The organism is Herpetosiphon gulosus, from assembly GCF_039545135.1.
Lineage (GTDB): Bacteria > Chloroflexota > Chloroflexia > Chloroflexales > Herpetosiphonaceae > Herpetosiphon > Herpetosiphon gulosus.
In genome coordinates this window covers 1-13985 of sequence record NZ_BAABRU010000014.1, presented here as the reverse complement: position 1 = coordinate 13985, position 13985 = coordinate 1, and the positions used below count along the sequence as shown (strand labels likewise).

17 protein-coding genes are annotated in these 13985 nt (G+C 50.5%); 5 read left to right on the top strand and 12 right to left on the bottom strand.

Annotated features, from left to right (window positions below; translation table 11 throughout):
• Nucleotides 1–106 precede the first annotated feature (106 nt).
• From ABEB26_RS18480 to ABEB26_RS18470, 3 genes are all read left to right on the top strand, one after another.
• Nucleotides 107–1963 (top strand): arylsulfotransferase family protein, encoded by a 1857-nt coding sequence (locus ABEB26_RS18480; RefSeq protein WP_345723515.1) that lies wholly within the window; start codon nucleotides 107–109, stop codon nucleotides 1961–1963.
• A 145-nt stretch (nucleotides 1964–2108) separates the two neighbouring features.
• Nucleotides 2109–3194, top strand: a complete 1086-nt coding sequence (locus tag ABEB26_RS18475; RefSeq protein WP_345723514.1) for a hypothetical protein — start codon at nucleotides 2109–2111, stop codon at nucleotides 3192–3194.
• Entirely contained in the window at nucleotides 3194–3871 is a 678-nt protein-coding gene (locus ABEB26_RS18470; RefSeq protein ID WP_345723513.1) for a DUF6915 family protein, read from the top strand. The genes ABEB26_RS18475 and ABEB26_RS18470 overlap by 1 nt, the downstream gene beginning before the upstream one ends.
• Here the strand turns inward: ABEB26_RS18470 and ABEB26_RS18465 are convergent.
• Nucleotides 3847–4743 carry a LysR family transcriptional regulator gene (locus ABEB26_RS18465; protein ID WP_345723512.1) on the bottom strand — a complete coding sequence of 299 codons (897 nt, stop codon included), beginning with the start codon at nucleotides 4741–4743 and terminating at the stop codon, nucleotides 3847–3849. The genes ABEB26_RS18470 and ABEB26_RS18465 overlap by 25 nt on opposite strands.
• 175 nt (nucleotides 4744–4918) lie before the next feature.
• On the opposite strand from ABEB26_RS18465, the gene ABEB26_RS18460 reads away from it, so the two are divergent.
• On the top strand, nucleotides 4919–6649 hold the full coding sequence (locus ABEB26_RS18460; RefSeq protein WP_345723511.1) for an FAD-binding protein: 1731 nt from the start codon (nucleotides 4919–4921) through the stop codon (nucleotides 6647–6649).
• 125 nt (nucleotides 6650–6774) lie between these two features.
• Here ABEB26_RS18460 and ABEB26_RS18455 read toward each other — a convergent pair whose 3' ends face one another.
• The 5 genes from ABEB26_RS18455 to rpoN all read right to left on the bottom strand — a co-directional run bounded on the left by ABEB26_RS18455 (nucleotide 6775) and on the right by rpoN (nucleotide 10308).
• Nucleotides 6775–7077 carry a hypothetical protein gene (locus ABEB26_RS18455; RefSeq protein ID WP_345723510.1) on the bottom strand — a complete coding sequence of 101 codons (303 nt, stop codon included), beginning with the start codon at nucleotides 7075–7077 and terminating at the stop codon, nucleotides 6775–6777.
• A gap of 199 nt (nucleotides 7078–7276) precedes the next feature.
• On the bottom strand, nucleotides 7277–8242 hold the full coding sequence (locus ABEB26_RS18450) for a diacylglycerol/lipid kinase family protein (RefSeq protein WP_345723509.1): 966 nt from the start codon (nucleotides 8240–8242) through the stop codon (nucleotides 7277–7279).
• Nucleotides 8239–8619: a hypothetical protein gene (locus ABEB26_RS18445; protein WP_345723508.1), complete on the bottom strand. Its 381-nt coding sequence runs from the start codon at nucleotides 8617–8619 to the stop codon at nucleotides 8239–8241. Before ABEB26_RS18445 ends, ABEB26_RS18450 begins: the two co-directional genes overlap by 4 nt.
• Entirely contained in the window at nucleotides 8606–8896 is a 291-nt protein-coding gene (locus ABEB26_RS18440) for a hypothetical protein (RefSeq protein WP_345723507.1), read from the bottom strand. The genes ABEB26_RS18445 and ABEB26_RS18440 overlap by 14 nt, the downstream gene beginning before the upstream one ends.
• 26 nt (nucleotides 8897–8922) lie before the next feature.
• A complete protein-coding gene (rpoN, locus tag ABEB26_RS18435; protein WP_345723506.1) occupies nucleotides 8923–10308 on the bottom strand; it encodes an RNA polymerase factor sigma-54 in 1386 nt (461 codons plus the stop codon).
• Between the two features lie 151 nt (nucleotides 10309–10459).
• On the opposite strand from rpoN, the gene ABEB26_RS18430 reads away from it, so the two are divergent.
• Complete coding sequence (locus tag ABEB26_RS18430) at nucleotides 10460–11236, top strand: dimethylarginine dimethylaminohydrolase family protein (protein ID WP_345723505.1); 777 nt, start codon at nucleotides 10460–10462, stop codon at nucleotides 11234–11236.
• 52 nt (nucleotides 11237–11288) lie between these two features.
• On the opposite strand, the gene rplA is transcribed toward ABEB26_RS18430, so the two are convergent.
• The 6 genes from rplA to ABEB26_RS18400 all read right to left on the bottom strand — a co-directional run.
• Complete coding sequence (gene rplA / locus ABEB26_RS18425) at nucleotides 11289–12002, bottom strand: 50S ribosomal protein L1 (RefSeq protein WP_345723504.1); 714 nt, start codon at nucleotides 12000–12002, stop codon at nucleotides 11289–11291.
• A gap of 193 nt (nucleotides 12003–12195) precedes the next feature.
• Entirely contained in the window at nucleotides 12196–12621 is a 426-nt protein-coding gene (gene rplK / locus ABEB26_RS18420) for a 50S ribosomal protein L11 (protein WP_012187682.1), read from the bottom strand.
• A gap of 35 nt (nucleotides 12622–12656) precedes the next feature.
• The gene (gene nusG, locus ABEB26_RS18415; protein ID WP_345723503.1) at nucleotides 12657–13223 is read right to left on the bottom strand and encodes a transcription termination/antitermination protein NusG; all 567 of its coding nucleotides are present in this window, start codon (nucleotides 13221–13223) and stop codon (nucleotides 12657–12659) included.
• A 25-nt stretch (nucleotides 13224–13248) separates the two neighbouring features.
• Nucleotides 13249–13464, bottom strand: coding sequence for a preprotein translocase subunit SecE (secE, locus tag ABEB26_RS18410; RefSeq protein WP_041303789.1), 216 nt, complete (start codon nucleotides 13462–13464; stop codon nucleotides 13249–13251).
• Between the two features lie 68 nt (nucleotides 13465–13532).
• Nucleotides 13533–13697, bottom strand: coding sequence for a 50S ribosomal protein L33 (gene rpmG, locus ABEB26_RS18405; RefSeq protein WP_041303786.1), 165 nt, complete (start codon nucleotides 13695–13697; stop codon nucleotides 13533–13535).
• Between the two features lie 151 nt (nucleotides 13698–13848).
• The coding region (locus tag ABEB26_RS18400; protein ID WP_486348286.1) for an EF-Tu C-terminal domain-related protein at nucleotides 13849–13985 on the bottom strand (137 nt) is incomplete at its 5' end.

Sequence of the window (13985 nt, the reverse complement as noted above, 5' to 3'; positions counted from 1 at the left end):
GCAGTCCAAACTGCCCTGTTTTTTTATGAGCATCGCCCCTTTGATGCTCGCTTAAACCTTAAGGCAGCCCAGTTGTGGGTTGCTTAGCCTAAGGAGGAAGCTAGCAATGCGACAATTATTTGGATGTATCTGCATCCTGATCGTGGTGCTGAGTTTCAGTTTTCCCCCACGCCAGCCGGCCCAAGCAGCCCCGCTGGTCGAATACCGCAATCCTGCCCCATTTTCTAAGGCGGTCAACCCCACCAATACGATTGCAATTCGTTTAGGGCCAAGCTTGAGCAAAGCTGCGGTTGCAACGCTGGAGTTTCAGGTTGTTGGCTCGCGTAGCGGCTTGCATCCAGGCGAGGTTGTGCTAGCCGAAGATCAACGCACGGTTATTTTTAAGCCAACCAGCCCATTTGCGCTAGGCGAAACCGTGCGGGTAGCGATCAAAAGTAGTGATATTGCTGAACTTGATCAGCAAACTTGGTCGTTTGAAGTAGTTGAACGCTTGGTCGAACAAACCGATCAGGTCAAGCGACTTCAAGCCGAGCTTGCTACCGATCGCACCAATCAACCACAATCGGAGCAGCCAAGTGGAGGCAATCAAACGCTCCGCACGCTGCCATTTAATCTGCCACCATTAACCGTTACTTTAACCATCAGTAACACGCCTGGCTATATTTTTGTTAGCCCATTTCGTTGGCAAAGTAATTACACTCCCAACCGCTATATTCTGATGGTTGATAACACTGGAACGCCGATCTATCATCAAGGCGGTGGGCCAGGCAATTTCTTGCTCGATTTTCGCAAAGTTGCCGAGAATCGGCTGACCTATTACGATAGCCTGACCTTCAGATATCATGTGTTAAACGAACATTACCAAGAAGTTGGGCGCTATCAAGCAGGCAATGGCTACCAAATTGACTACCATGAATTTTTGCTTCAGCCTAATGGGCATGCCATTTTTATGATTTACGCCAATATTCCCTACGATTTAAGCCCCTATGGCGGCGAAGCCAACGCTACACTGACCGAATTAGTGCTGCAAGAGTTGGATACAGTGGGCAATGTGATCTTCCAATGGCGTTCAATCGAGCATATTCCGGTTTATGATACCAGCCATAGCCTACTCGGCACAGCTCCAGTCGATTATATTCATGGCAATGCGATCGACGTTGATACTGATGGCAATTGGTTGATTTCTAGCCGCCATACCGATGAGATCACCAAAATCAATCGTCAAACAGGCGCAGTTATTTGGCGCTTTGGTGGTGAGGGCAATCAATTTCAATTTCTGGAAAATAGCCCACGGTTTTTTCATCAGCACGATATTCGACGTTTGGAAAATGGCAATCTGCTGCTGTTTAATAATTGGAACAGCCTGCCGCCTGCTGCTGATGCCTTCTCAATGGCAATGGAATATCAGCTTGACGAAACCCGTAAAACTGCTCGTTTAGTTCAGAGTTTCCGCACCAATCCCGATCAATATGGGATTGCCATGGGCAGTGCTCAGCGCCTCAGCAATGGTAATACGGGAGTTGGCTGGGGCAGCACCCGCCCGCTGTATACGGAGTTCAATCCACAAGGCGAGCCAGTTTTCGAGTTAACAACGGCTGCGCCAATGGTTAGTTATCGTGCGAAACGCTTCGAATGGGAGGGTGAGCCACTTTGGCCGCCAACCTTAGTGCCCGAAAGCAATGGCAACACCACAACTCTCTACTATAGCTGGAATGGTGCAACCAAGGTCGCCGATTACCAAGTGTACACCGGAGCAACCACTGCAACCTTGAGTTTGCAAAATACCACCCCCAAAACCAGCTTTGAAACCAGCACGCTAGTAACCAACAGCGACCATTGTTTTGCGCAAGTGCGTGCCCGTGATAGCCAAGGCACCGTCTTAGGCTCGTCGCCAATCGCCTTCTTGGCTAGCGACACCTGTACTCCCAACCGCATGTATTTGCCAGCCCTAACCACTGAATAAATTGCTTGACTATTTGCGCGGCACTGCTTTGAGTAGCGCCGCGTCATTATTTTAGCTAAAAATAACATTTTTTGGTATATGTGACAGTCGTTGACACAATTTGCTAGTATAGCTAGGGCGATTGATCTAGCGAGAATATTGAATTGTGGCTGATTTCCCCACTCTGCAACTCCACCGCCAAAGTTTGCTGAATGCGTTTCGCGACGTGCTATCCAAAGGCCTCGATAAACTGCGAGCCTATGAATGGGTCAAGCTTGCCCGTTGTGCCTACTATTTGCGTGATCCGCTGGCCTCAACCTATTTGCAGCAAGCAGCAGCCCAGCAAGCTACCCCGATTGAGTTTCAAATTGCCAGCTTAAATTTCTATCGGATGGCTGGCGAGCAAGCGGCGCTGCAGGCTTGTTTTGGCAAGCTACCAACCAAACCTGCTGGCTCAGGCCAATGGGCGCAAGCAACCTATCAATGGGCCTACTTTCAAGCATTGTTTTGGCTGGGCGAGGATCGCGAGTGTATCCAGCGCTACCAGCGTGAATCGTCGCTGCAAACGATTCGATTAGCCGAAATACTGGTGCAATTGGCCGAAGCCCGTTTAAATCACAATGCCAAACAAGCCTTGGCCGTGGCCCAACGCCTCGCCGAGGCCATTCGTGAGGAGCGGCTTGAGCCATGGAGTAATTTGCCGCTCAATTTGTGGGATTTGTATGAGCTTAGTTGTCAGCTACTCGACCCACCACTGAGCATCGATGCTGCCTTGCTTCAACCAACAATTAGCCCAGCCCAACGTTTGCTGGAGTTGTTGCAAGCGCAGCAGATTGTGGCGCTTGAATGGTCGATCTTCAATAATAACGATGAAGCCGATGAAGGTTATTGTATGTATCACTTAGCCGATGGCACATCCAAACCACTCAGTGCCGGCTTTGCCAACCAAGAACTAGAACGCTTAGTCTGGGATGTGGTTAATTTCGATTGGATCAGCGAATTCTTAGATCAACAGCCTTATGGGATTTATCGGCTGGACGTGCAACAGGCGCAAGTTGGGTATTTGGGCTTGGCATATAGCAGTTACGAGTACGAAGATCTCCAAGCCTATGCTAACAATGAACCAAATGCCATTCCCTATCCTGTGATTCAGCACCCAGCCAACCCAGAATTATATGTGATGTATTTCCCCAAGGAACTGCGTCAGGCAGTCGATATTTCTCGTTGGAATGGGCAGAAGCGAGGGTATTGATGTCGCATCCCTATTATCACGCCCGTAGTGCGGCCCAACGTTGGGGTGGCGTGTGGCAAGATTATTGGCCGATTGAACATTGGTTTGATAGCAGCAAAAGTTATTGTATCGATCCACGCCATCGCATGCTGCTCCACCAACCCTATGGCATCGAATTGTGCTTGGCGATTTTTGGCGAGCTTTGGCAACGCCCTTCCGATCACCAAATTGTGCCAACTGAGCTTATCGCCATCCAGCATATTCAAGAAGATTTTGCTGGCACAGTGCCCAGCCTTGAACAATGGTTTGCGCATACAGCCACGCCTGCTTGGCTGCGCCCGAGCATAGCAATTGCCGCAATTTGTGTCGAACGCTTTGGTGGCAATGAAGCCGATTACCATGCGTTTGAAACTTGGTTCAATCGGCCACAGCGCTATGGCGACGATCCATGCTATCAACTGTTGGTGTTGAATACCTTCGCCGCATTTTTGTGCGAGCAAACTTTGGGGATCGTTTGGCAACGCCCATCCGATGCCAAGCACATTCCGACGCGGATTATTGCCGAGGCGATCATCAACCGAATGTGCGGCGGCTATATTCCTGCACCGCTGGAAGTGCTGAAATTCACCCCAGTTAAGCCGTGGATGAGCCAAGGAGCCAAAGCGCTTTCGCGTCAATTTGCTGAAGCGTTAGGATAATGTTGGCTGACCCATTCGTGCAGCACCCGATGTAAGGCGGCGGCAGCAGGCGAGGGTTGGCGTTGGCTATGGCGGATGAGCCGCAAGGTGCGTTGCAATCCGCCAGTGTCGATCATCAAGGCATGCAAACCTATGCGTTGATCGATGGCTAATTGAGGCACAACCGCCACACCCAAGCCTGCGGCAACCAAACTCACCACCGTATCCATCTCGCCACCATCGAGCACAATGCGCGGGGCAAAGCCAGCTTGCTCACAAAGTTGCAAGGTATAATTGCGCAGTTCGTAGCCCTGCGGGAACAAAATAAAGCCCTCATCACGTAGCTCGTTGGCGGCGATGCTCTGGCGTTGGGCAAAACGATGTTGCAAACCAACCGCCACCACCAGCGGCTCGCTTAGCAAAGTCGTTGATTCGACACCATGCACCAAGGCCGAAACAATTGCCAAATCGACCACTCCAGCATTGAGCAATTCAACCAACTCGCTGGCTCCGGCCTCATGCAATTCGAGCTGAATCCCGCGATAGCGTCGATTAAAAGCGGCCAAGGCTTGGGGAATTAGCCGCGTACCAACGGTTGGCGTAACGCCCAACGAGACATGGCCCACCGTCAGATCAGCGCGAGATTGTAAGGCATGGCGAGCTGCTTGAAGTTCGGCCAAGATTCGCCGCGCATAGGGCAATAGTAATTTGCCAGCATCGCTTAATTCAACGCCTCGGCCAACCCGATTAAACAAACCCACCCCTAATTCTTGCTCAAGTGCTCGCAGGGCTTTGCTCAACGATGGTTGAGCGATATGTTGTTCGTGGGCAGCCTTCGTTACACTGCCCAAGCGGGTCACGGCCTCAAAATAGCGTAATTGACTTAATTCCATTGTTACTCCCTGATAATTGATAGCCTAAAGCTATGGTTTCTAGAGCAATCATATCTTAGACGTAGCGATTTGTTAACGGTAGAGTACATACCAACAACGAAATCGCCTTGGCGCAATACGGGGCAATGGTGAATTGATTTGGGCCAAGGCTTCACGCGACACAACGAGGTATGCTATGCGGCAGCGTTATACAACTGATGTTTTGGTAATTGGCACAGGTGGGGCAGGCTTACGGGCAGCGATCGAACTGCATGATCAAGGCTTGAAGGTATTGCTGGTGGGCAAGCGACCCAAGGCCGATGCTCATACAGTTTTGGCGGCTGGCGGCATCAACGCAGCACTGGCGACGGTTGATGTTGACGATCATTGGGCGATTCATGCCGCCGACACCTTGCAAGAAGGCCGTATGCTGGGCGACCCGCGCATGGTCGAATTGCTCTGTCAACAAGCACCCAAGGCGATTACAGAACTTGAGGCTTGGGGCATGCCTTTTGCCCGAACTAGTTCCGGTCTGATCGATCAGCGCTATTTTGGGGCACATCGCTATCGCCGCACCTGTTTTGTTGGCGATTACACTGGGCTTGAAATTATCAAAGCCTTAATTCGTGAAGTTGAGTACCGCCAAATTCCGATTCTCGAACGCGCCTATATCAGTGATTTGCTGCACACAGGCAATCGGGTCAATGGTGCATACGGCTTTTGGCTGGCCGATCAACATGAGTTTGCGATCGAAAGCAAAGCCGTGATTCTGGCGACCGGCGGCCATATTCATAGCTATCAGCGTTCCTCGTCGCGGCGGCGCGAAAATACCGGCGATGGTATGGCTTTGGGCTTGCAAGTCGGTGCCTACTTGGCTGATATGGAGTTGGTGCAATTTCATCCATCGGGCATGATCTTCCCACATGAATTAGCTGGAACCTTGGTAACCGAAGCAGTGCGCGGCGAGGGCGGACGACTTTACAACCGCCATGGCGAACGTTTTATGCAGCGCTATGATGCTGAACGCATGGAATTATCGACGCGTGATCGGGTGGCTTTGGCCAATTACACCGAAATTATTGAAGGCCGTGGCACTGAGCATGGCGGGGTTTGGCTCGATATTAGTCATATGCCAGCGAGCTTAATCCACGAACGCTTGCCACGCATGGTTGAGCAATTTCAGGCGGTTGGGGTGGATATTACCCGCGAAGCCATGCAAATTGCCCCAACTGCCCATTATTCGATGGGGGGCTTGCAGGTCGAGCCTTTCAGCCATGCGACCAACATTGCTGGGTTATATGCGGCGGGCGAGGTTACGGCTGGCGTGCACGGGGCTAATCGGCTAGGCGGCAATAGTTTGGCCGAAATTTTGGTATTTGGGCGAATTGCGGGCCAACATGCCGCCGAATATGTGCGTCACCACAGCAAACAAAGCCTGCACGAAGCCCAAATGCAAGCAGCCGCTGAGCGTTTGGCTTGGGCTAGTCAACAATCAGGAGCCTTCCAACGCAGCCTAATCGACCAATTACAACAAGTGGTTTGGCATGGCGCTGGCGTGGTACGCAACGAACAAACCCTCGAAGCCAGCCTTGATCAACTAAATACGCTGCGGTTTCAGTCTCAACAACGCTCAGTTGGTGCTGCTGATATAGCCGCAACTTTAGATTTACAATCGATGTTGTTAACTGCAGAAGCGACAATTTTGGCAGCCTTGATGCGCCCCGAAAGCCGTGGAGCCCATCAACGCAGCGATTATCCCGCGACTGATCCGCTCTGGCAGCGTACGATTGTGGTCAAGCCCTATCGCGATGAACATGATCGACTTCGATTGCAACTGGATACCCAATTAATTCCCACTGCCAGTGAGCAAGTACAGACGGCCTTCAATCATCAAGAATATAGTGTTGCTGGGCGTTTGGTTGAATAAGGAGGGATTGGGATTAGTTGTTAGAAATCAGGCATCCGCCAGTAATGTAGAAGCACAGAGGAATAATGGCTATGAGCCTCACATCACAAACTGATTTAGGATGTCATAAGCCCATAGCCTCGTTCCTACTCCGCAGCATCAAAATTTAAAGGGTCGTCGATTGGTGGCACATAACTTAGACCTTCTTGGATTGCCTCCATCACATCGTCGGTTTCGCCTTCGCGTAGGTTTTCGCTGGTTAATTCATCAAGCGACTCGAAGGGTTCGCTCAAATCGGCGTAAGCTTCGGTTTCGCCTTGTTCAATATCGGTCACGGTAAAATCTTGGGTTTGTTCAATTTCATCAGCATTGAAAACACCCAAAATATCACTTTCTTCATTGCGATAACCTGCTAACTCGCGCAGTTCATCACGTAAATCGTCACTCATAGTAAGACTCCTTTTATCGAGGGGCCAGCGACTAGGGGCTAGGGTTCATTGGGTTGGCAACCAGTGCTCGTTCCCTCACCCCCAGCCCCTCGCCCACGGCGTGCGGGAGAGGGGGTCAGGGGGTGAGGGCATGCTGGCCGTTGTTAACGCGATAAACCATTACAACTAGGGGCTAGGGTTCAGGAATATCTTAGCAACCCTAATCGCTAATCCCTGACCCCTGACTCCTCGCCCCTGAATCCTCAATTACTGCTTGATACTCAGCACCCACCACCACTTCCAAGGCTTGCGGCAGTGCCTCGAATACAATCGGCTCGTTGGTAATTAATTCGCCATCGGCGTTGAACCAAATTTCGGGATCGGAGATAACTTGCACTTTTTTGGCCCGCCGCAACTCAACCAACTCGCTATTCAGATAATTACCATTGACCAATAAGCGTGCCGCCGCTCCCGCCAATTGCATAATTGAGCCATAATGCACAATCACCACATCGAGCAAGCCATCTTCGGGGTTGGCGAATGGAGCAACTTGCACCCCAGCCGCAGCGGTTCGGCCATTGGCAATAATAATATTCAGCGCATCAACTTGCTCAGGCGCTTGATCATCGTATTGAATCGTGGTGCGATAGCTAGTCAAATCGGGCAAAACACCCAAGGCTCCTCGCAAATAAGCCAACGGCCCCCATGCCGATTTAACTTCACTCGACATGGCTTCGTTGAGTTGGCCGCTAAAGCCGCCCGCCGATACATTCAAGGCATAATGCAATTCGCGAGGTGTGCGAATCTCGATTACGTCAAGCTTGCGCCGTTCGCCAACCAAAATCAATTTCCATGCTTCTAATGGATCGGTTGGCAAGGCCAAAGTACGCGCCAAATCGTTGCCAGTGCCCAGCGGAATGATGCCCAATGGCACCCGCCGTTCGGCTTCGAGTAAGCCTTTGACAACCTCGTTGATCGTGCCATCACCGCCAGCCGCCACGACTAATTCTGCCCCCTCAGCGACTGCTTGCCGCGCCAAACGTTCGCCCTCACCAGCAGCATCGGTCGTTAAGATGGTCACGCCGCTCATTGGGGCGAGCGTTTCGAGTAGCAAAGCACCTTGCTCAGACGTACCCGAAGCCGGATTTATAATTAGGCTAATCTTCAAAGTGGCCTCATTGCTCATGGCTCAACACTTTCATCTGGTTGGGCATAGCGATCAAACAGCCGTACCGCAAACCAACTCACGGTCATCCACGGAATAACCTGCGTGCCTGGAATCAAAGCCTCGACCACGCTCACGCGGCGTAAGCCTTGCAAATTGAAATGGCTCAGCACAATCCACGAAATTGGCGCAGCAAACACATCAAACGCCAAATCCAGCAGATCAAGCACAATCACCAAACTGAGCGGCACACGCAGCATCGTTTCGCGATAGGAAGCGCCATCAGGCACATTCAGGCTTTTAAGTCGATACCAAATCAAGGCTAGGCCCGCCAAGCCCAAGCCACCAGCAATGGCGATCGTCCAACCGACAATCCGAAAGAAGCTACTCCATTCCATGGTTAGTTCTCCGTGCTTGGCGCAACTGCCAAATGCCCATCCCGATCAGTCCAAGCATAATAAGCAAGAACGTGCCACGCTCGAAACGCACACCTGTCGTTGGTTGCGCTTGATCAAGCCATGCCAACGGCCAAACTAAGCCTTGGCTCAACCACAGCACAATTTGGGTAAACGGCTGTTCAGGGTTGGCCGCGAACAACCGCAACATCAAACGGGCAATTAATACACTTAATCCGCCGAGCACCAACCATTCGAGCCAATGTCGCCAACGTTGCATCACACAGCCTTTCCCTGAACCCCTGCTTAGCGCAAGGTTGAGGGCAAAATATTCAATTGATTACGATATTTGGCAATCGTGCGCCGCGCTACATCAAAGCCACGTTCAGCCAACAATTCAACCAACTCTTGGTCGGTGAGCGGACGCACTTCATTTTGCACCAATTCTAACAGCACATCCTTGACATTCAACGAGGCCGTGAAGAAATGGCTGAACGGAATCACCGAGCGATTGGGCAATTGGACATATTTGTTGGCGGTCGCACGGCTCACAGTTGATTCGTGCACCCCAATGCCATCAGCAACCTCGGCACGAGTCATTGGCCGCAGGAAACGCACGCCTTGGCGCAAGAAATCTTCTTGGGTTTCAATCAAAAACTCACTAATCCGGCGGATGGTTTCGCGGCGTTGGCGAATGTTGGTCAGGAACATTTGAGCACGTGCTACATATTGACTAAGATGATCGCGATCTTCGGAAGACATTTCCGCTTCAGCTTCGCGGCCTCGTTTGACTAACGATTGATATAGCGGATTAATCCGCAAAAAGCTGCGATCCGACATCAGCACTTCAGCTTCGAGCTTGCCTTCGTTCTCACGAATAATCACATCGGGCATAATATAGTTGGTGCGGGCTGAACCTTCGCCACTAAGCGCTAACGGATAGGGGCGCAAATGTTCACGAATAAACTCGCGCACTCCAACCACATCATCGTATTCGGCGTTTAATGCTTGGGCAATTGCCCCATAACGATGCTCCGCCAAATCATTCCAAAATTCGGTGATTACCCGTTCAACATAGGGATGATGTACATCTTCTTCAGCTAAACGGCGCAACTGCAACAACAAACATTCTTGCACATCACGCGCCCCAACTCCAACTGGGGCAATATCTTGCAATTTGAGCAACACTACAATCACCCGTTCTTCGTCGATCGTCAGGGTTGCAGCAATATCGGCAGTATTGGCATCAAGAAAACCTTGGTCATCCAAACAGCCAACCAAATATTCAGCGATAAAATAATCTTGCTCAGGCAACGAAGCGCGTAAATCGCGTAGCAACACCTCACTGAGTTGGGCAGGAGTTGCCACCATCATTAAAGGATCAAATTCATCGTCTTCGCCAGCAGCGGTATAATCGCCACGTTCAGCCTCGGCCAAGCGCTGATCTTCGTGAACGCAGTATAAACAGAGCATCTCAATCAAGGGGCGGCCACAACGCGAGCAAGTTTCATCTGGCTCTAGGTCAACATTCTCTAAAGCGGGATTCTCCTCAAGCTCTTGTTGGATCAATTGTTGCAATTCGTGGGTTGAAAGCACCAGCATATTGTTAAGTGCAATCAAAGCGGGCGAGGCTTTGGTTGACATGGCTTGTTGTGCTAGCGCCTCCGGCGACATACCCATTCGAAATTCCATGGCGCAACCCCTCCTAGGTTGGTGCTTGGCCAACACGTGGTGCTGGCAAACATGCGAATGCTATTGTTATTATACGGTAAACCATCGTAGAACGACTGCCTGTGGTACATACGTGGATCTTTAGAAGTAGCCAAGGAGGATAGCAATTTTTATGCCAACCGCAATTGTGCGTCCGGTTAGTCCGGCGATTCAACAGTGTGAATTGACCCATCTTGAACGTCAGCCAATTGATTTTAGCCGCGCCCAGAGCCAACATGCCAGCTATTGCACCACGCTAGCAGCGAATGGCTATCAGGTCGTCGAACTGGCCGTAGCCGAAGATTTGGCTGATTCAGTGTTTGTGGAAGATACGGCCTTGGTCTTACCAGAGTTGGCGATCATCACGCGACCTGGCGCTGAATCACGTCGCCCCGAGTTGGCAGCCATGGCTGGCGTATTACAAAACTACCGCCAACTAGTTTGGCTAAGCGAACCAGCAACCCTCGATGGCGGCGATGTGGTGGTTTTAGGCAAAACAATCTGGATTGGGCTTTCGAGCCGCAGCAATCTAGCGGCGGTTGAGCAGGTGCAGGTATTAACCAAGGCTTTTGGCTATCGCGTCCAAGGAGTTGAATTAGGCCAATGCTTGCATCTTAAAACTGCTGTGTGTGCAGTTGATCACAACACTGTACTGCTCAATCCGCAGTGGGTCGATCCGCAGGTATTTGCTGAATATCAGGTGATCGACGTTGACCCACGTGAGGAATTTGCAGCGAATGTGGTGCAGCTACACGATGGGCGTTTACTCTACGATCAGGCCTATCCAGCAACTGCTGAACGTTTACGCCAACGTGGCTATCAATTAATTTTGCTGGATAACAGCGAGTTGACGAAGGCCGAGGGTGCTTTGACCTGTTGCAGCTTGCTGATTCACGAAGCTGAGCGCTAAACATAAAAATAGCGGGAACGGCAGTAGCCATTCCCGCTGACGTTGGTGACAATTAGGCAGTTGCTTGCGCAACATTCACATCGAGCGGAATCCCAGGGCCCATGGTGCTAGTCAGGGTAAGGCTCTTGATGTAAACACCTTTTGAACCACTTGGCTTAGCAGCCTTGATCGCATCCAACAATACTACCAAGTTTTCGCGGATTTGATCGGGGGTGAAGCTGATTTTGCCGATGGCAACGTGCAACAAACCAGTTTTATCATTGCGGAATTCGACGCGACCGCCTTGCAAAGCCTTGATAGCTTGGGGCAAATCGCCAGGAGGCACAACCGTACCGCTCTTGGGGTTAGGCATCAAGCCACGGCGACCGAGAATCCGGCCCAAGCGACCGACCTTACCCATCATGTCGGGAGTAGCAACGGCTACGTCGAAATCGATGAAGTTTTCTTTTTCGATGCGTTGGATCAACTCATCGCCGCCGACGATTTCAGCGCCAGCATTGCGAGCGATGTTTTCGGTATCGCCTTGGGCGAAAACCAACACGCGCACGTTCTTACCAGTGCCGTGGGGCAATGAAGCGGTGCTCCGTACCGTTTGGTCGGCATGGCGAGGATCGATACCCAAGCGCACGTGGAGTTCAACGGTTGCATCAAAATTGGTGAACGAGGTTTCTTTGACCAAAGCCGCAGCTTCTTCGGGCGTGTACAAGCGATCTGCTTCTACTTTCGCCGCAGCAGCCAGGTATTTTTTACCGTGTTGCTTTGCCATGAACAATTAGCTCCTTGTGGTCTTTACGAAGTGTAAACTTCTGCCACAACATCTATAAGGATGAAGGATGAGGGATGAAGGATAAAAATCGTTCAGTCATCACTTCATAGCTTAGTTTCAATAATTTAATCGGCTGACTATGTATAAATCAAAGGATGAAAACTATTTCATAATTCATCCTCCATATTTTCACTTAGTCTTTGATCGCGATACCCATTGAGCGGGCGGTACCAGCAATAATTTTTTCGGCGGCTTCGATATCGTTAGCGTTCAAATCAGGCATTTTGGTTTCAGCCAATTGGCGTAATTGAGCGCGGGTGATTGAGCCAGCACCTTGGGTACCAGTTTTGCCGCTACCACGCTGAATACCAGCAGCCTTGCGCAACAAGTCGGCAGCAGGTGGGGTTTTGAGAATGTAGGTGAAAGAGCGGTCTGAATAAACCGTAATTTCAACTGGAATAATCGTACCAACTTGAGCTGACGTTTTTTCGTTGTAGTCTTTACAAAACGCCATAATGTTGATACCAGTTGCACCAAGTGCAGGACCAACGGGTGGTGCAGGCGTTGCTTTACCAGCAGGCAATTGCAACTTAACGACTGCGGTTACTTTCTTTGCCACAGAGGACTCCTTCGCGAACTAGGTGTCGCGGGTGTTTATTCTATAACGCGAATAACTTGTAAGAAATCAAGCTCAACTGGAGCTTCACGGCCAAAGAACGAGACAAGCACGCGCACGCGCCCACGTTCTTCATCAATCTCATCGACCACACCTTCAAAGTCGGTGAAGGGGCCATCGGTAATTTTGACAGTTTGACCAATTTCGTAGTTGACCTTGACTTTGGGTGCTTCTTCTTCCATTTGCTTCAGAATAAAGCGTACTTCTTCATCGGCCAATGGTGATGGCTTGGTTCCCATGCCCACAAACGAGGTGACACCTGGTGTATTACGCACCACATACCACGAATCGTCAGTCATGGCCATTTGAACTAGCACATAGCCAGGAAACACCTTTTTTTGAACAGTCCGACGTTGCCCATTTTTGATTTCAATCTCTTCTTCGGTTGGCACGACCACACGGAAAATTTGATTCCGCATGTCCATCGATTCAATCCGATGTCGTAGATTTTGCATCACTTTGTTTTCATAACCTGAATAGGTATGAATCACGTACCAATGGACACCTTCGGGAGTAATGGATTTTTCTTCTTCGTTGTCAGACATTCTGAGCCTCGCAGTCGGCGGGTAATTATTGGATCAGCCGCACCAGCGTTTCAAATAGCAAGTCGAAGACTGCTAGAATCGACCCAACCAACAACGAAATGCCAATAACGACCAGCGTTAAGCGTTGAGTTTCCTCGCGGCTTGGCCAAACGACCTTACGCATTTCCGAAAACGCATCGCGGAAAAATTGGGCGATTGGATTCGGTTTGTAATCTTCTTTTTCTTCTGTTGCCACGGCCACCACAACCTCCTGATGAAATAGAAATGCTGCGGGGCGCTAGGCGCGACCGCGTGTGCGCAATTCTAATACTACTTCGTTTCGCGGTGCAACGTGCGTTTGCGCAAACGAGGGCAGTATTTCATCAATTCTAAACGATTTGTGTCGTTTTTGCGATTTTTGGTCGTTGTGTAATTGCGATCACCACACTCAGTACAAGCCAAGGTGATTACAATGCGGTTTTCTTTCTTTGCCATGAGAACCCTCTGTAGATGTAAATCAGGGCCAAACATAATAATGCGGGGTTGCCCCCGTTCGTCATGCGTAGCCTGCTGATAACGCAGGTTGAGGCACAAACGCGATCAGACCAAGTGGCTGATCGCGTTTGTGCTGATTCAAAGCAATAGCTTATGCGATAATTTCGGTCACGATGCCAGCACCCACGGTGCGGCCACCTTCACGAATCGCAAACTTCAAGCCTTGTTCGATAGCTACCGGAACGATCAACTCCACCGTCATTTGGATGTTGTCGCCTGGCATCACCA